Origin of the sequence: Tepidibacter mesophilus, from assembly GCF_002724055.1 — a bacterium.
In the GTDB taxonomy this organism is placed as follows: Bacteria; Bacillota; Clostridia; order Peptostreptococcales; family Peptostreptococcaceae; genus Tepidibacter_A; species Tepidibacter_A mesophilus.
Map to the genome: position 1 here is coordinate 36,320 of NZ_BDQY01000009.1, position 17,966 is coordinate 54,285.

Consider the following 17,966-nt stretch of genomic DNA (forward strand, 5'->3'; position numbering starts at 1 on the left):
ATAATTTTATTAATTCAAACTAAAATCTATAATTTAAAATATTCTATTCCAGATTCAAATAGTCTTTGATCCTTATCTCCATGTATATTCTTAAGAACATTAGCTCCTATTCTCTCAGAGTGTCCCATCTTACCAAATACTCTTCCATCAGGACTAGTTATTCCTTCAACTGCATAGAATGAGCCATTTGGGTTAAAGTCTATATCGTATGTTGCATTTTCATTATTATCTACATACTGTGTAGCTATTTGTCCATTCTTTATAAGTTTTTCTATCATACTTCCATTACATACGAATCTACCTTCTCCATGTGATATAGGTATAGAGTGTATATCTCCAACTTTTACATTAGACATCCATGGAGATAGATTTGATACTATCTTAGTTCTTACAGCCTTAGATTGATGTCTCGCTATATTATTGTAAGTAAGCGTTGGATCATTTTCATCAATGTCTTTTATCTCCCCATAAGGAAGTAATCCAAGCTTTATAAGTGCCTGGAATCCATTACAAATACCTAGCATTAATCCGTCTCTGTTGTTTAAAAGTTCCATAATAGCTTCTTTTATTCTAGGGTTTTTTAATACATTTACTATAAATTTAGCAGACCCATCCGGCTCATCTCCTGCACTAAATCCACCTGGTAACATTATTATTTGAGACTGATTTATTTTTTTAACGAAAGCCTCTATACTATCTTGTATATCTTGTGATTTTAAATTTTTAAATATGCTAGTATGACAATCTCCACCTGCTCTTTCAAATGCATTTATACAGTCATACTCACAGTTAGTTCCTGGAAATACAGGCACTAATACTTTAGGTTTTGATATACTAGTTTTCGGTTTTATTATATTCGCTTTTTCATAATGTATAGTCTCTATCTTCTGATTTATATCAGTAGTTTTAGTTGGGAATACTTTTTCTAGTGTATTGCTCCAATTACTATGCATCTTATCCATATCTATTTTTATATTGTTTATTTCTATACAGTCACTAGAATTAGTGCTTCCTAATATTTTATAGTCGCAGTTTTTAAATATTCCATCAATATCAGCTCCATCTTCAATTTCAAGAATAAAGCTTCCATAGTCAGATGAGAATAAATCTTTATCAGTCATTTCATCTTTGAACTTAAATCCTATTTTATTTCCAAATGACATCTTACTTACAGCTTCACATATTCCGCCACCCTTTATAGGATAAGCTGATAGTATATTTTTGTTTCTTATATTTTTTGTTATAATATCTAAATTAGATTTTAAACAGTCAAAATCTACGATATAATTATCATCTTTTCTTGTTGATAATAATACAACCTTAGAATTTACTTTTTTAAATTCTGGGGATATAACGTAGTTTGAATCCACAACATCAACAGCAAATGATATCAATGTAGGAGGGACATTTATATCTTCGAATGTTCCAGACATACTATCCTTACCACCTATAGCAGGTATGTTTAGTCTTTTTTGAACAAGATATGCTCCAAGTAGTGCACTAAATGGCTTGCCCCATTTTTCCTTGTCTTTACCTATTTTTTCAAAGTATTCTTGTAACGTCAGTCTTATATTATTGTAGTCCCCTCCAACAGATACTATCTTACATATAGATTCAACTAAAGCATATATGGCACCGTGGAATGGACTCCATTTCCCTATTTTAGGATTGTATCCATAAGCCATGGCAGTAGCCGTATCCGTATTTCCCTTTAGAACTGGTATCTTACACACCATAGCATCAACAGGAGTTGATTGATACTTACCACCCAAAGGCATAAGTACAGTGCCAGCCCCAATAGATGTATCAAACATCTCTATTAATCCTCTTTTAGAACATACATTTAAATCCTTCAATTTATTTATCCACTTATCTTCCAAGTTATCCCCAACTATTTCTGCATTTTCAAAATAATTAGTATCTTCATCTGTGGATTTTATTAATACATCTGTGTATTGTTTAGCTCCATTAGTATTTAAGAAATCTCTGCTTATATCTACTATAAGTTTTTCATTCCAACTCATTCTTACTCTATTGGTATCTGTTACAGTCGCAACATGAGTAGCTTCAACATTTTCTTCATTTGCATATTTTATAAACTCATCTAAATTTTCTTTATCTATAACAACAGCCATTCTCTCTTGTGATTCAGATATAGCAATCTCAGTTCCATCAAGACCTTCATATTTTTTAGGAACCTTATTAAGATCTATGTCTATACCATCTGCAAGCTCTCCTATAGCTACACATACTCCACCTGCTCCAAAATCATTACATCTTTTTATCATAGAGCTTACTTTTTCGTTTCTAAATAACCTTTGTATCTTTCTTTCGGTTGGAGCATTTCCCTTTTGTACTTCAGCAGAACAAGTAGATATAGACTCTTCGCTGTGTTCTTTAGACGAACCTGTAGCTCCTCCACATCCATCTTTTCCAGTTCTTCCACCAACTAGCACAACTACATCAGAAGATTCCGGAGTTTTTCTTACTACTTCATCCTTTGGCGTTGCAGCAATAACAGCTCCAACTTCCATTCTCTTTGCAACAAAATCATCATCATATACTTCATCAACAAAACCTGTAGCTACTCCTATTTGATTTCCATAAGAACTGTACCCATGTGCTGCTTCCTTAGTTATCTTAATTTGAGGTAACTTACCATCAAGAGTATCACCTATATCTTGAAGAGGATTCGCACATCCACTTATACGCATAGCTTGATATACATAACTTCTTCCTGATAAAGGATCCCTTATAGCTCCTCCAAGACAAGTAGCAGCTCCTCCGTATGGTTCTATTTCAGTAGGGTGATTATGTGTTTCATTTTTGAACATAACAAGATATTTTTCAATTTTTCCATCTATATCTACATCTACATTTATACTACATGCATTTATCTCTTCCGATACATCTAGATCTTCAAGAAGCCCTTTTTTTCTAAGCTCCTTCATAGATATAGTTGCTATATCCATAAGAGTTATATCTTTTTCTCTTGACTCATATACATAACTTCTAGATTCTTTATATTCATTGTAAGTTTTATTTATTATATCTGAATACTTTCCATCTTCTATCTCTACACTTTCTACCTTTGTTAAGAAAGTCGTATGTCTACAGTGATCTGACCAATAAGTATCTATTATCTTTATCTCAGTTATAGTAGGATTTCTTTTTTCAGTGTTTTTAAAATAACTTTGTATTAACACCAAATCGTCATATAGCATTGCAAGTCGTCTATCTTTTATGAAGTCTTTTAAATCATTCTCATCCATGTCTATAAAACCATCTAATACCTCAACTTTATTTACATAATCTATTTCTACAACCAATTTTTCTGGTTTGTCTAATCTAGCTTCCCTTGAATCTACAGGATTTATAAGATAGTTTTTTATACTTTCAAATTCAACATCATCAAGTTCTCCATCTATAATTACAACGCTAGCAAAGTTAACTAAAGGTCTGCTTTTTTGAGTTAATATTTCTATACATTGAACAGCCCAATCCGCTCTTTGAACATACTGTCCTGGAAGGTATTCTATAGCAAACATTCTTGAATTATCATCAATATCTATATCTTCATGATATACATTATCTATATTGGGCTCAGAGAATATACTTTTAACAGATTGTTGATATACATCGTCCGATATGTTCTCTATATCATATCTATTTAATACTCTCATATTGTTTATATTTTTTACCCCTAAGTTTACTTTTATATCCCTAAGTAATCTTTGAGACTCTACATCAAACCCAGATTTTTTCTCTACAAACAACCTTTTTATATTAGACATATTAATCACGCTCCCCAATATCTCTTCTATAATGCATTCCATCAAAATATATCTTATCTATATTTTCATATACTTTTCTTGTAGCTTGTTTTAAAGTATCTGCCTTAGCACTTACTCCTATAACCCTACCTCCATTTGTTACTAAAACTTCTTCTTCGATTTTAGTTCCACTATGAAATAACATTATATCCTCATCTAAATCCCCTATATTTATAACTTTTCCTTTTTCATAATCATTAGGATATCCTCCAGATGTTAGCATAACGCAAACAGTTTTTTCATCACTCCACTTTATATCAATATCTTTTAATCTATTATCTAATACACTCTCCATTATATCTATCAAGCTACTTTCAAGTCTTGTGAGAATTACTTGAGTTTCAGGATCTCCAAATCTAACATTAAATTCCAGAACCTTTGGACCATCACTAGTTATCATAAGTCCAATGAAAAGTATTCCTTTATATTTTAAATTATCTTTTTTAAGACCATCTATTATAGGCTTTAGTACTTTTTCATCTATCTCTATTTGTAACTTTTCATCGTATATGTTACTTGGTGAGAATGTTCCCATACCTCCAGTATTTGGTCCTTCTTCAAAATCAAATACTTTCTTATGATCCTTTGCACTTACCATAGGTACTATAGTTTCATTATCTACAAAAGCCAGTATAGATGTCTCTATACCAGTTAGAAATTCCTCTATTATTACTTTTTCCCCAGCTACTCCAAATTTTTTATTTTTCATAATATCGTTTAAACTATCTACAGCTTCATTTTCACAAGTGGCTATTATTACACCTTTTCCTGCAGCAAGACCGTCAGCTTTAACTACAACAGGGTATCCGTATATACCTACATTTTCTATAGCTTCATCTAAATTATTGAATTCTGTATATCTAGCAGTAGGAATATCGTGTTTTATCATAAACTCTTTAGAATAGCTCTTGCTTCCCTCAAGAAGTGAACACGCTTTATTAGGTCCAAATATCTTCATATTATTTTTTTCAAACTCATCAACTATTCCCATTACAAGTGAAAGTTCAGGTCCTACTATAGTAATATCTATATTGTTTTTCTTTGCAAATTCAACTAAAGAATCTATATCATTATCCTTTATATCAACAATTTCAGCCAACTCAGATATACCTGCATTTCCAGGAGCACAGTATATCTTATCAACCTTATCTTCATTTGATAACTTATAACAAATAGCGTGCTCACGTCCTCCACTTCCAACTACTAAAACCTTCATAAAATCACCCCGTACCTTATATTTTAGTGTTTAAAATGTCTAACTCCTGTAAACACCATAGATATTCCTAGCTCATCACAAGCCTTTATAGAATCTATATCCTTAAGTGACCCTCCAGGCTGTATTATATTTTTAATTCCGTATTTCGCAGCAAGTCTTACACAATCATCGAATGGGAAAAACGCGTCTGATGCAAGTGTAGCTCCATTAAAGTCCTTGTCACAGTTATTATGTATACTGTTTTCAAGTGCCCATATTCTACTAGTTTGTCCAGGTCCTAGGGCGATAGTTTTTCCATCTTTAACTATAGCAATTCCATTCGATTTCATATTCTTAACTATCTTCATTCCAAACTTCATATCTTCTATATCTTTATCACTTGGCTTATTTTCAGTTACAATTTCAAATTTATCAAGCAACTTCTCGTCCTCATCTTGTGCTAAAAATTTCCCATCTAAATATTTAAAATCGTATCCTCTAGCACTTTTATTTAAGTCATCTATTTTAAGTATTCTAACATTCTTCTTTTGTGTTAATATTTCAAGAGCCTTCTCTGTATAGTCATAAGCTACAATTATCTCTAGGAATATATCATTTAACATTTTAGCTGTATCCTCATCAACAGTAGCATTTATTCCTACTATTCCTCCGAATATAGATACAGGATCTGATTCATAACATTTTTTGAATGCTTCATATGAATTTTTCCCAATAGCTACTCCGCATGGATTAGTATGTTTTATAGCAACTGCTGTTATATAATCCTCATCTTTAAATTCGCTCATTATATTAAGACATCCATTTAAATCATTTATATTGTTGAAAGACAATTCTTTACCATGTAATTTTTCGAAGTCTAATATACTTTTTTGACTAAAGCTATCTTTATAGTAGCATGCCTTTTGATGTGGATTTTCTCCATATCTAAGTTCATACTGTTTTTCAAATGTTAAATTTAAATATTGAGGATATTTTTCTCCCAAACTATTTGCAAAGTAAGTTGAAATTAAAGAGTCATAACGAGCTGTTATAGAAAAGGCTTTAAAGGCAAGATTTAATCTATCTTGTTTAGATAGGGAATTGTTTTTAATTTTGTCTATTATAACATCATAATCACTAGGGTCAACTATTACTGTTACATCTTTATAATTTTTAGATGCTGCTCTTATAATAGTAGGACCTCCTATATCTATATTTTCTATCATTTTGTCATGCTCTTCGTCTTTTTTAAGAGACCCTTCAAAATCATATAAGTTAACTACAACAATATCTATAGGAGATATATTATGTCTTTTTATAGTATCTATATGTTCTGACTTATCTCTTTCAAACAATATTCCACCATGTATATATGGGTTTAAAGTTTTTACTCTTCCGTTTAATATTTCAGGAAAATTTGTTACCTCATCTATTTTAATTGCGTCAACACCAGATTCTGTTAGTATTTTGTACGTATTTCCTGTTGATACTATCTCATATCCAAGTTTTACAAGTTCTCTTCCAAAATCAACTATTCCATCTTTATTAGTAACGCTTATTAACGCTCTTTTATTCATTTATAAGCACTCTCCTTCCCCTAATTTCAACCTTTTCATCACAGAACAACTTAACTGCTTTTTTAAGTATCTTATGTTCCACATGAAGCACCCTTTTTTGAAGAGTGTCTACAGTATCAATATCTTTAACCTCTACAGCCTCTTGAATTATAATAGGACCATTGTCTGCTTTCTCATCTACAAAATGAACTGTAGCTCCAGTTATTTTTACACCATATTCAAGGACCTTTTGATGAACAATCTTACCATAATACCCTTTACCACAAAATGAAGGTATCAAAGATGGATGTATATTTATTATCCTATCTTTGAACTCACTTACAAATTCTTCACTTATTATTTTTAGATATCCAGCTAGAACTACCAAATCTATATTTTCATTCTTTAAAATTTCTATTATCTTTTTTTCATCTTTTTCATATACAGCTTTTATTTTATTTTCTCTAGCTCTCGTAAGTCCATAAGCTTCTTCATTATCAGATATAACTACCTTTATATTACCATTTATATCATACTTACAACCATCTATTAAACTCTGAAGATTACTTCCAGAGCCTGATATCATAACGGCTATGTTTAACATAATGCGACTCCTTTATCAGTAGTTACTTTTCCTATTATATAAGCTTCTTCATTTTGGTTTATAAAGTTAACCACATCATCTGCATCATTCTTATCAACTATAATTACAAGTCCTATTCCCATATTGAAACTTCTATATAGTTCTCTCTCATCCACTAAATCTAATTTTTTTATAAGAGAATATATATCTAGTTCTCTCCATGAATTTTTATTTATACTTATTCCTAAATCATCTGGTATAACTCTTGTAACATTCTCTATTAATCCTCCACCTGTTATATGAGCTATAGATTTTATACTGTATTCAGATATTAAGTTCATTACTGTATTTACGTATATTTTAGTAGGAGTTAAAAGTTCCTCTCCCAAAGTTTTTCCAAGTTCATCTGTATATCTATCCAATTTCCAATTTAGCTTATCCAAGAATATTTTTCTTATTAAAGAGAATCCATTACTGTGTATACCACTAGATGATATTCCTATAAGAACATCTCCTTCTTTAACATTGTCTCCAGTTATTATATTTTCTTTGTCACATATACCAACCGAAAATCCAGCCAAATCATATTCATCATCACTGTACATTCCAGGCATTTCTGCAGTTTCTCCACCAACAAGTGCACATCCTGAATCCTTACATCCAGCTACAATTCCTGAAACTATATCCTCTACTTGGTTTGATTTAAGGCTTCCCGTAGCTATATAATCTAAGAAAAATAACGGCTTTGCTCCTTGACATATAAGGTCATTTACGCACATTGCCACCAAATCTATTCCTACAGTATCATGCTTATCCATAATCTGAGCAATCTTAAGCTTAGTCCCAACACCATCTGTAGAAGATAATAAAACAGGTTCTTTCATGCTTAAACAATCTTTTATACTGTATAATCCACTAAAGCTTCCTAAATCGCCCAAAACATTTTTATTATAAGTAGATTTAACTTTTTCCTTTATAACATCTACTGCTTTATTTCCTTCATCTATATTAACTCCACTATCTCTATAAGTTATCTTATTCATACTAATCCTCCTCAACCATAGGCTTTATTGGATATTTCCCATCAAAGCAAGCCATACAGAATATGTTACTGCAATCCGCAGCTTTAATAAGTGCATCTGTAGATAAAAATTTTAAAGAATCCGCTCCTATCTCTTTTCTTATATCTTCTACAGAATTCTTAGATGCTATTAATTGACTTCTTCTCGGTGTATCTATTCCAAAATAGCAAGAATATTTAACTGGAGGAGATGTTATTCTAAGATGAACTTCTTTAACCCCAGCTTTTTTAAGTGAGTCTATAAGTATCTTTGATGTTGTACCTCTAACTATAGAGTCATCAATTAATATTATAGATTTTCCTTTAACTACAGAAGTCAGAGGATTAAGCTTTAATTTAACTCCTATTTCTCTTTCACTTTGAGTAGGCTTTATAAATGTTCTCCCAACATATCTGTTTTTAACTAATCCTTCTTTTAAAGGTATCTTACTTTCCTTAGAATAACCTAGTGCTCCTGGTATTCCTGAATCAGGAACAGGTATTACTATATCTGCTTTTATATCATCTTCTTTTGCAAGTATTTCACCTGATTTCACTCTAAATTCATATGCATTAACTCCATCTATTACCGCATCATTCCTAGCAAAATATACGTGTTCAAATATACAAGTCTTCTGCTTTTCCTTGTAATTATCTTTATAATTATAAGATTTAACTTCTCCATTATTTATAAGAACTATCTCCCCAGGTTCTATGTCTCTTATAATTTCTCCTCCAAGTATATCTATAGAAGAACTTTCTGATGAAACTATATATTCATCACCTTTTTTTCCAAGAATTAAAGGCCTAAATCCATAAGGGTCTCTAACAGCTACAAGTCCTTCTTCGCTAAGTATTACTAATGAATATGCTCCTTTTATATAATCCATAGTGATTTTTACACTATCTATAATGTTCCCTTTATAATATCTAGACAATATATATAATATAACCTCAGAATCTATAGATGTTTGAAACATGAATCCTTCTTCTTCAAGAGTTTGTCTTAAATAATCATGGTTTATTAAATTTCCATTGTGAGCTATAGATAACTTCCTTCTTCTACAAACGCCAGCCAACGGTTGACAATTGGATACATGGCTTCCTCCAGCAGTTGAATATCTAACATGACCTATACCTACATGTCCATTTAAATTACCAATCTCTCGCTCTTTTAAAACGTCCGATACAAGACCCATACCTCTATGATAATTTATATTATTATCTTCATCTAAAACAGCTATTCCACAACTCTCTTGTCCTCTATGTTGCAGGGAATAAAGCCCATAATAGAGTTCCTTAGATATGTCTTTATTTGAGCTAATACCTATAATTCCGCACATATTTGTTTCCCCCTCCCTTAACCTAGGTTGAAAATGTTCTACAACTCGATTCTATTAAGAACCTCTTTATAAGCATCTATAACATTTCCCAAATCTCTTCTAAATCTATCTTTATCCATCTTTTCATTAGTATTAACATCCCATAATCTACAAGTATCAGGAGAAACTTCATCAGCAAGTATTATCTGATTATCTTGAGTTTTTCCAAATTCTAATTTAAAATCTATTAATTTTAAATTAAGTTTTTCAAAAAATTTCTTTAATAATTCATTTATCTTAAAAGCTTGATTTCTTATATAGTCCATTTCTTCTTTTGTAGCAATTTTTAAAGCTATCGCATGATAATCGTTAATTAAAGGATCTCCTAAATCATCATTCTTATATGAAAATTCAAATACAGGAGATTCAAATTCTATGCCTTCCTCTACTCCAAATCTTTTACACATAGATCCGGCAGATACATTTCTAACTATTACTTCAAGAGGAACTATCTCTACAGATTTAACAATCATCTCTCTGTCAGAAATTCTTTTTACATAGTGAGTCTTTATATCGTTACTTTCTAAAAGTTCAAATACATAAGAAGATATCTTGTTATTTATAATTCCCTTTTCTCCTATTTCATCCTTTTTAACTCCATTAAATGCTGTAGCATCATCCTTGTAATAAACTAAATATTCACCAGAATTATCAGTTTTGAAAATTTTCTTAGCCTTTCCTTCATAAAGCATTTCCATATCTTTTACCTCCCCATATAGTATTTATATTATAAACCTTTTACAATTTCATCGTCTTCTAGTACTTTTTCAGCCATTTCTTTTCTATATTTTTCAAGCTCAGTTTTAAGATTTTCATATTTCAAACTCATTATCTGAGTAGCAAGCAATGATGCATTTAAAGAAGAATCTATAGTTACAGTTGCAACTGGAATTCCCTTTGGCATTTGAACCATAGAAAGCAAAGAATCCATTCCATCTAAAGTTGAAGACTTAATCGGAATTCCTATTACAGGTTTTAATGTATGAGATGCAACAACTCCAGCTAAGTGTGCAGCCTTTCCAGCAGCTGCTATCATTACATCTACATCTTCTATATTGTTCATAAATTTCATAAGTTCATTAGGTGTTCTGTGCGCTGATAATACTCTTTTTTCAACTTCTATACCAAATCTCTTTAATAAATTTATTCCTTCTTCTAACTTAGGGTAATCAGACTTTGATCCCATTATTATAGCTACCTTCATAAGGCACCTCCTATATATTTTATATCATCTTATATTTTCCATTTTATCCTATAAAGTTCATTTTAATCCTAAAAAGGGTATAAAAATTCGCTTTCTGCTAACGCATAGCTCATGTCGCCAACGAGTCCTACAGACTCCGTTTCTCAAAATAGTTGCTATTACAGTTTCCCACCCAATATTATACACCTATTGGAATTTTATACCTAATTTTGAGTATAAAAATAGCCCTATATAGAAATTTCTATATATTAGGGCTATTATTTAATTTAACCAGCTAACCCGTACTTTAATATGAACAGTAATGATAGAACATATAAAGTAGGTTGTATCTCGTGTTTTTTACCAGTTAAAAGCTTTATTGCTGTGTATGAAACTATTCCAAACACCAATCCTTCAGCTATACTATATGCAAGAGGCATCATTATAACTGTTAAGAATGCTGGTATTGCTTCTGTAAAATCATTAAAATCTATTTTAAGAAGTGATGATGCCATCATAACTCCTACAAGTATTAGCACTGGTGCTGTTGCTTGTGATGGTATTGATGTGAATATAGGTGCAAATAAAGTTGATACTAAGAATAACATCCCTGCTGTAAAAGCTGTAAGTCCCGTTCTTCCACCTTCAGCTATTCCAGATGCACTCTCAACAAATACTGTAACTGTAGAAGTTCCAAGCATAGCTCCCGCTGTTGTTCCTATTGCATCTGCAAATAATGCTTGTTTTGCTCTTGGGAGATTTTCATTTTCATCTAGCATATCAGCCTTACTAGCAAGACCGACTAAGCATCCTATAGTATCAAATAAATCAACGAATAAGAATGTAAATACTACTACTACCATATCCATACTAAATATTTCAGATGATGGTATATGCCTAAAAGCCATAAATATTGGAGATAAAGACGGTGGTGCATCTATAAACTGCTTAGGTGCAGCTACTATTCCAGTAATCATTCCTATTACTGATGTACCTATCATTCCTATTAAAAAAGCTCCCTTAACATTTTTACTAAGTAACACTGAAGTAAGTATAATACCAAATATTGCAAGTAATGCTAATGGATTTTTAAGATTTCCAAGTGTTAATATTGCTCCTCCAGCTTCTATGAATCCAACTCCTACAAGTCCTATAAAAGCTATAAATAATCCAATACCAGCTGTAACAGCATTTTTTAAAGTTTGAGGAATTGCATTTATTATTTTTTCACGAACATTAAAAAAAGTTAATATTATAAATATGATACCCTCTATAAACACGGCAGCTAAAGCAAATTGCCATGAATATCCCATTCCTAAAACAACTCCATATGCAAAGAACGCATTAAGACCCATACCAGGTGCAAGTACCATTGGATAGTTAGCTAAAAATGCCATAACAAAAGTTGCTATTACAGATGCAAGTGCTGTTGCCATGAATACTGCACCTTTATCCATCCCTGCATCACCAAGTATCATTGGATTTACTACTAATATATATGCCATTGTCATAAACGTAGTAATACCTGCAAGAACTTCTTTTTTAACAGTAGTCCCATTTTCTGAAAGCTTAAATATTTTTTCTAGCATCCCTTTTGGCTGCTCAGTAGACTCAACTTTTTTTTGTGCTAATTGCATTTATATCCCTCCTTAAATTAAACAAAGCTAGCTCAAACAATTCTCAAAATTATACAAGAAAAGCTTTAAACTAGCTAAAATTTAAATATAAAGCTTTTCTTATAGCTGGAATGTTTAAGGCTATCCCGTAGAAACTCTCCGACCATATTACGGAGATTATATAAGAAAATTCGGTTATTTAGTTATCTTATAATCTAATAATAAATTATTGTTCGTTAATAGTCAATACTTTTTCATATATTTTTTTATTACATTATACAAACGTACGTATCATAACGAACATTGCTGAGAACAGCAGCTTTCTTCATCTAAATGTAATTCATATTTCAACTCTCTTATCTTGTTTCTAGACAAAAGACTTTTCTGTCCATTTTCCATAAGAACATATAAATCACATAATTTAGTATTTATCCTTTTTACATAGTCTTTATTTAAAATACAAGATCTATGTGATCTAAAAAATCTATCATCGAGATGAACTTCTATATCTTTAAGAGTTTTAGCAAATTCATATATTCCATCTTTTGTGTATATTATTATTTTTCTATTTTTTCCAACAGTCTCTATATTTATGATATCTGAAAGTTTAATTATATATTCATTAAATCCATTTTTAAGAATCATACTCTCTTCTAAATTATGCATATTATTTCTATCATATATGTTCTTTAAAGTTTCGCTCAATCTATCATAAACATCAATAGACCCTTTATCTATGAAATCAATTGCTCTAACTCTATATTTAAAAAGCATTCCCATCATATGACTATACCCAGTTATGAATATAATCTCACCCTTATCATCGTATCTTCTAATCTCTCTTGCCAACTCTATTCCATTTCTATTATTTCTAAGGCCTATATCCAATATGTATATATACTCTTTATCATTATTATTTCTTACATACTCAATAACGCCTTCATCAGAATCTTTAATCATATCTATCTCAAAGTTGTACTTATCGGTTGAATTTAATTTATTTATAGTGTCAGCTATTCCTTCAGCAATAATTTGATTATCTTCACATATTATTATATTCATATAGAATATCCCTTTCTAATACAATCGCGTAAATATATCAAATGTATATTCTATACAATATATCTTAAAACAACCTTATATTTCTATAAATATTTCCATAATAATTTTATTATTAATTTCTTAAATCTAATTTTTCTAATAAATAATGTATAATCTTTTTTCTTTTAGTCACGATTTGTACATCTGCTGTCATACCAACTTTAACTCGTTTCATATCACCTTTATATCCATATAAGGGTTTATTTTCTAAGCTTCCTTCTACAAAATAACTGAATCCCGCATTTACATTTTATAAGTTCATCTTTATTTAATCCAATTAAATTTAATATTAATAATTTATCAACATTTATAATACTAATTATCTCTGGCATAATTAGTATATTCCTTAGCTTTAAATTATTAAGTTCTAATAAATTTATAGTAAGTATTGTTCTAATTATATTTGGTATAGTATATTTTATTCCAGTTGTATTCTCCTTAACATCTTCAGAAGTCAATTTTGGAAAAGATATGATTCTATCATTATCTTTAATTAGTATATTACTCTCATCATTAGGTATTAAAATGTTAATTAAAAATAAACAATCTAATTCATTATAAAAAATTAATGAAGAAAACAACTTAAAACTATAAGTAAAAATAATACTTTAGCTAAGTTTTTATTTACCATAAATAGCTGTGGAAGCTTCCACATCTATTTATCTAAAGATTCTCCAACTTACAATTGAAAACATACTTAAAGCTAAGGCTTATTGAAATGTTAGTGAATTATTTAAATATTTATATATAGGACTTATATTACACCGTTTGAATATCTGTTAAGAAAGTTCGTTGTCTGACCATAGGGAGTTTAGAACTTTTAGGATATTCAATAAGGTGTAATGCTTAGTTCTATTATAAATATTTAATGCATTCACGGTATTTTAATAAGTCTTAGTTTCACTCAAAAAACCTATTTATCTTTGTATTTCATGCCTAAATATATACAATTTAGTTCATTTTTATTGTTTTTAAAATTTTATCATGTTTTAATAGTCTTTTAATCATCACAAAATCCTTAAGTATACTTAAGGATTAGTCATAATGTCTAATAAAAATAAACCTACAACAGCAAAATGGGAGTTATTTATCAGAATTATTGCTGAATGTAGCATATCATTACTATTATTTTCTAGTCTTCATTCTAATATAAAAGATAACAATCATTTTTGGATAATAATAGATTCTATTGGTATATTAGGATCAATTATAATAACACTTATAGACATTTTAGCTTTTATATCTTATAAAAATCAATCTTAATAAATTTTCAAATAAACCCTTAATTTCTAGAGTCATTAGATTTTATTCTATTGAAGCAATATATAATAACTTTAAGTCTTTAGAAAATTCTTTTCTATGTTTATATTTAAAGCAGTTCATAACCATTTTTTTAAAAAGTAGCTTAAAATCATAAATAAAAATAAAACCTTAGCTAAGTCTTTATTTACCTTAAATAGCTGTGGAATTTTCCATAGCTATTTATATATTCATCTAAAAATTCTCCAATTACAGTTTAAAACTACATATAAAACTAAGGCTTATTGAAATGTTAGTGAATTATTTAAATATTTATGTATAGGACTTGTATTACACCGTTTGAATATCCGTTAAGAAAGTTCGTTGTCTGACCATAGGGAGTTTAGAACTTTTAGGATATTCAATAAGGCGTAATGCTTAGTTCTATTATAAATATTTAATACATTCACGATATTTTAATAAGTCTTAGTTTTATTTAAGCACATATTCATTTTTACATTTCACGTCATAAAATCTACACTTTAGTGCATATCTATTGTTTTTTTATATTAAAAATGTTTTACTTATTATTATATTTGCTTTAGGAGATGATTATGTGATAATTAGGAGAAGCAATATCAAACTTTTAGATATTCTATTTTATATTTTCGCACTACCCTTTTGGCTACTCATTTGTATTCCTATGATAATTATTAATTTTATTCTTTTATTAGAATCTCAATCTATTACCTTTTCTGAGTTTATATTTTATAATAATATTTTTAAAAATAAAAAGCATAGATAAACAGGAGGTTAAAAATGAAATATTTGTTTAAAAACTTATTAAAACTAATTGCATTTATTATATATATACCTATTGCCATAATTTTGGCTCTTGTTTTTGGAGATTTTAAAGATAGATGGGATAAAGTTTCCAAAATAATAGATTCGAAAAGAGAATAAATTTATATTATGTTTTTTAAATCATTTAACCCGTGTTTTTGGGGATAGATAGGTATGTTGATATCTTTACTTTTTTTGATCCTGTATAACATAGCATTATTTGAATTTTCTGTATTTTTATGTTATAATTTGTTATATACAGAAGAAGGTGTTAAATATGAGTTTTATTTACAAAACAACCGATACTATATTAGATTCAATAAAGCCTTATATCAAAAATAAATCTGAAGACGATTTAGAAATTGCTAAATATGGTATGAACCTTTTCTTTATGGAGCTTTATAAGCTTCCTATATTTTTAGAGTTTGCTTATCTTTTAGGTATATTTAAATACAGCATTTTAACTTATATATTATTCGGGTTTATAAGAAGTAAGGCTCATGGAATACATATGAAAAACGGAAAGTTATGTCTTTTTTATAGTTGTATAGCATTTTTTAGTGTAGTTTATATATCAAAGTTATTATTCATCCCTATAAGAATTAAAATATTTGTATACATATCAATTCTATATATAATATATAAATACGCTCCAGCCGATACAGAACAAAGACCACTTTTAAATCCATTAACTAGAAAAACTAAAAAAAATTTCTCTATCTTAATAGGAATTATATATATTTGTATATCTTTAATTTGTACTAATCAAACTGTATCTAATATATTTTTATTTGTTTTGTTAGTAGAGTGTATAGCTATACACCCTATTACATATAAAATATTTAACAGGAGGTATAAAAATTATGAAGATTTCAAATAAGTTAAAAACTATGTTATGTACACTTGTATTTAGTTCTGCTTTTTTCCTTGCAACTACGTCTATAGGATTTTGTTGTAGCAGAGGGTTCCTTGAAGAGCCTACAGCTCCAAAATCTCTATTAAAAAAATAGAACAACGTCAAGTTGTTCTATTTTTTTAATATAAGTTCTATTTTGAATAAATCATATTCTATATTTGTATTCACATACATATTAGGATACTTAGTTTGTGATAATTTTTTTACAGTATTAAGACCTAATCCTCTATTTTCTCCCTTAGTCGAATATCCTTTATCAAATATTTTATTAATATCAGGTTCATTTTTAAATGAATTTGATATAGTTATATATGTTCTAGATTCTTTATTCGACATACCAATATTTAATACTTTTTTATCTGATTCAATACTTGCCTCTATTGCATTATCAAGTAGTATTCCAAATATCTTACACATATCTATATCATTTACATAAAATTCACTAATATCATTGCTTATATCTATTTCTAAATTTATTTTATTCGAGATAGCCTTTGAAACTTTAAAATTCATCAAACCCTTTATAGGACTATTCTTTATCTTATTTAGACCATATAGCTTCTTATTGTTTATCTTTTGATTTTTACATATATCTTCATAAAAATACTTCTTTAATCCTTCTATATCATCCTTTACTAAGAATCCACTCATTGATAACAGTATATTATTCTGATCATGCTTATATTCTCTCATACTATCTAAAGATTCTTCTATGATATTATTATATATCTGAATATACTTTTTTTCATTTTTTTCAATGTCCAATTTGTTTATTACCATGAATATTAGATAACTCATAAAAAGAAAAAATAGTAGTACAAATGTAACGGTTATTATATTTTGCATACTTTCTGCTCCGCTATACATGTATATATAAGTCATATAAACCAATATGAAAATATTTACGTAAATCCAAAGGAATTTTTCCTCTTCTACAACTAAGCGTTTATTTATTTCTCTAAATTTCAATAATATATTGCATAGTAATATAGATACAGCCATTACTAATATCATCGATCCTATTATATTAAAGTATATATTTTCACTTAAAACTTTTGGTATTATATTACTCTTATACAAAAAAAGACCTACACATATATCTGCTATTTGAAATACCCAAAATGTTAAAATATATGACAAGAAAAAATTGTCTTTCTTTTTTCTTATTATATAATATATAGCTACCTCTAAAAGTATATAGTATACTCCCAACTTTATAGGCTTAACAGCTATCATATTCATAATAAAATCTACTAATGATATTAATAATACGTATTTCATTTCTAATCTCAAATTAGTTTCTATGTCCCCATTTATTTTTTTAAATACATAAATAAAACAATAGGTAAATAAACTAGTCATTATAAAATCACATAAAGTAATCATTTCCATTTATCAGTCCTTCACAATTTTGTAATATACTACATTTTGTTATTTATTTGTAATATATCTAAATTTA

General features: G+C 28.9%; 16 protein-coding genes and 1 riboswitch. Of the genes, 4 read left to right on the plus strand and 12 right to left on the minus strand.

Translation table 11 applies throughout. The annotated features are described in order from the left end of the window. Window positions 1-26: 26 nt before the first annotated feature. The 11 genes from Tmeso_RS07640 to Tmeso_RS07690 form a co-directional block, all read right to left on the minus strand. Window positions 27-3,794, minus strand: a complete 3,768-nt coding sequence (locus tag Tmeso_RS07640) for a phosphoribosylformylglycinamidine synthase (RefSeq protein ID WP_099189851.1) — start codon at window positions 3,792-3,794, stop codon at window positions 27-29. Window position 3,795: 1 nt separating this feature from the next. Then, entirely contained in the window at window positions 3,796-5,049 is a 1,254-nt protein-coding gene (gene purD / locus Tmeso_RS07645; protein ID WP_099189853.1) for a phosphoribosylamine--glycine ligase, read from the minus strand. 23 nt (window positions 5,050-5,072) lie between these two features. Then, on the minus strand, window positions 5,073-6,605 hold the full coding sequence (gene purH / locus Tmeso_RS07650; protein WP_099189855.1) for a bifunctional phosphoribosylaminoimidazolecarboxamide formyltransferase/IMP cyclohydrolase: 1,533 nt from the start codon (window positions 6,603-6,605) through the stop codon (window positions 5,073-5,075). Further along, window positions 6,598-7,188, minus strand: coding sequence for a phosphoribosylglycinamide formyltransferase (gene purN, locus Tmeso_RS07655; RefSeq protein WP_099189857.1), 591 nt, complete (start codon window positions 7,186-7,188; stop codon window positions 6,598-6,600). The genes purH and purN overlap by 8 nt, the downstream gene beginning before the upstream one ends. Next, window positions 7,182-8,210, minus strand: a complete 1,029-nt coding sequence (purM, locus tag Tmeso_RS07660; RefSeq protein ID WP_099189859.1) for a phosphoribosylformylglycinamidine cyclo-ligase — start codon at window positions 8,208-8,210, stop codon at window positions 7,182-7,184. Before purM ends, purN begins: the two co-directional genes overlap by 7 nt. A gap of 1 nt (window position 8,211) precedes the next feature. After that, a complete protein-coding gene (gene purF / locus Tmeso_RS07665; protein ID WP_099189861.1) occupies window positions 8,212-9,570 on the minus strand; it encodes an amidophosphoribosyltransferase in 1,359 nt (452 codons plus the stop codon). 38 nt (window positions 9,571-9,608) lie between these two features. Continuing rightward, complete coding sequence (gene purC / locus Tmeso_RS07670; RefSeq protein WP_099189863.1) at window positions 9,609-10,307, minus strand: phosphoribosylaminoimidazolesuccinocarboxamide synthase; 699 nt, start codon at window positions 10,305-10,307, stop codon at window positions 9,609-9,611. Between the two features lie 29 nt (window positions 10,308-10,336). Beyond that, entirely contained in the window at window positions 10,337-10,813 is a 477-nt protein-coding gene (purE, locus tag Tmeso_RS07675) for a 5-(carboxyamino)imidazole ribonucleotide mutase (protein ID WP_099189865.1), read from the minus strand. 266 nt (window positions 10,814-11,079) lie between these two features. Then, a complete protein-coding gene (locus Tmeso_RS07680) occupies window positions 11,080-12,429 on the minus strand; it encodes an NCS2 family permease (protein WP_278281396.1) in 1,350 nt (449 codons plus the stop codon). Between the two features lie 82 nt (window positions 12,430-12,511). Further along, a riboswitch (purine riboswitch) is annotated at window positions 12,512-12,613 on the minus strand. A gap of 86 nt (window positions 12,614-12,699) precedes the next feature. Beyond that, window positions 12,700-13,470 (minus strand): LytR/AlgR family response regulator transcription factor, encoded by a 771-nt coding sequence (locus Tmeso_RS07685; protein WP_099189867.1) that lies wholly within the window; start codon window positions 13,468-13,470, stop codon window positions 12,700-12,702. Window positions 13,471-13,709: 239 nt separating this feature from the next. Then, window positions 13,710-14,090, minus strand: coding sequence for a hypothetical protein (locus tag Tmeso_RS07690; protein WP_099189869.1), 381 nt, complete (start codon window positions 14,088-14,090; stop codon window positions 13,710-13,712). Between the two features lie 463 nt (window positions 14,091-14,553). Here Tmeso_RS07690 and Tmeso_RS07695 point away from each other — a divergent pair, with 463 nt between their 5' ends. The 4 genes from Tmeso_RS07695 (at window position 14,554) to Tmeso_RS16405 (ending at window position 16,601) form a co-directional block, all read left to right on the plus strand. Further along, entirely contained in the window at window positions 14,554-14,772 is a 219-nt protein-coding gene (locus Tmeso_RS07695) for a hypothetical protein (protein ID WP_099189871.1), read from the plus strand. Between the two features lie 795 nt (window positions 14,773-15,567). Further along, window positions 15,568-15,711, plus strand: coding sequence for a hypothetical protein (locus Tmeso_RS16400; protein WP_187296268.1), 144 nt, complete (start codon window positions 15,568-15,570; stop codon window positions 15,709-15,711). Window positions 15,712-15,868: 157 nt separating this feature from the next. Continuing rightward, a complete protein-coding gene (locus tag Tmeso_RS07700; protein WP_099189873.1) occupies window positions 15,869-16,471 on the plus strand; it encodes an accessory gene regulator B family protein in 603 nt (200 codons plus the stop codon). After that, window positions 16,455-16,601: a hypothetical protein gene (locus Tmeso_RS16405; RefSeq protein WP_187296269.1), complete on the plus strand. Its 147-nt coding sequence runs from the start codon at window positions 16,455-16,457 to the stop codon at window positions 16,599-16,601. Before Tmeso_RS07700 ends, Tmeso_RS16405 begins: the two co-directional genes overlap by 17 nt. 17 nt (window positions 16,602-16,618) lie before the next feature. Here the strand turns inward: Tmeso_RS16405 and Tmeso_RS07705 are convergent, their stop codons facing one another. Next, entirely contained in the window at window positions 16,619-17,899 is a 1,281-nt protein-coding gene (locus Tmeso_RS07705; RefSeq protein WP_099189875.1) for a sensor histidine kinase, read from the minus strand. Window positions 17,900-17,966: the final 67 nt, after the last annotated feature.

Bases quoted from the DNA above. Each gene is read 5' to 3' on its own strand.
- purD (WP_099189853.1), bottom strand. From the start codon at position 5,049: ATGAAGGTTTTAGTAGTTGGAAGTGGAGGACGTGAGCACGCTATTTGT.
- purM (WP_099189859.1), bottom strand. From the start codon at position 8,210: ATGAATAAGATAACTTATAGAGATAGTGGAGTTAATATAGATGAAGGA.
- Tmeso_RS07700 (WP_099189873.1), top strand. From the start codon at position 15,869: ATGAGTTTTATTTACAAAACAACCGATACTATATTAGATTCAATAAAG.
- Tmeso_RS16400 (WP_187296268.1), top strand. From the start codon at position 15,568: ATGAAATATTTGTTTAAAAACTTATTAAAACTAATTGCATTTATTATA.
- purE (WP_099189865.1), bottom strand. From the start codon at position 10,813: ATGAAGGTAGCTATAATAATGGGATCAAAGTCTGATTACCCTAAGTTA.
- purN (WP_099189857.1), bottom strand. From the start codon at position 7,188: ATGTTAAACATAGCCGTTATGATATCAGGCTCTGGAAGTAATCTTCAG.
- Tmeso_RS07705 (WP_099189875.1), bottom strand. From the start codon at position 17,899: ATGGAAATGATTACTTTATGTGATTTTATAATGACTAGTTTATTTACC.
- Tmeso_RS07640 (WP_099189851.1), bottom strand. From the start codon at position 3,794: ATGTCTAATATAAAAAGGTTGTTTGTAGAGAAAAAATCTGGGTTTGAT.
- purH (WP_099189855.1), bottom strand. From the start codon at position 6,605: ATGAATAAAAGAGCGTTAATAAGCGTTACTAATAAAGATGGAATAGTT.
- purF (WP_099189861.1), bottom strand. From the start codon at position 9,570: ATGTGCGGAATTATAGGTATTAGCTCAAATAAAGACATATCTAAGGAA.
- Tmeso_RS07695 (WP_099189871.1), top strand. From the start codon at position 14,554: ATGTCTAATAAAAATAAACCTACAACAGCAAAATGGGAGTTATTTATC.
- Tmeso_RS07685 (WP_099189867.1), bottom strand. From the start codon at position 13,470: ATGAATATAATAATATGTGAAGATAATCAAATTATTGCTGAAGGAATA.
- Tmeso_RS16405 (WP_187296269.1), top strand. From the start codon at position 16,455: ATGAAGATTTCAAATAAGTTAAAAACTATGTTATGTACACTTGTATTT.
- purC (WP_099189863.1), bottom strand. From the start codon at position 10,307: ATGGAAATGCTTTATGAAGGAAAGGCTAAGAAAATTTTCAAAACTGAT.
- Tmeso_RS07680 (WP_278281396.1), bottom strand. From the start codon at position 12,429: ATGCAATTAGCACAAAAAAAAGTTGAGTCTACTGAGCAGCCAAAAGGG.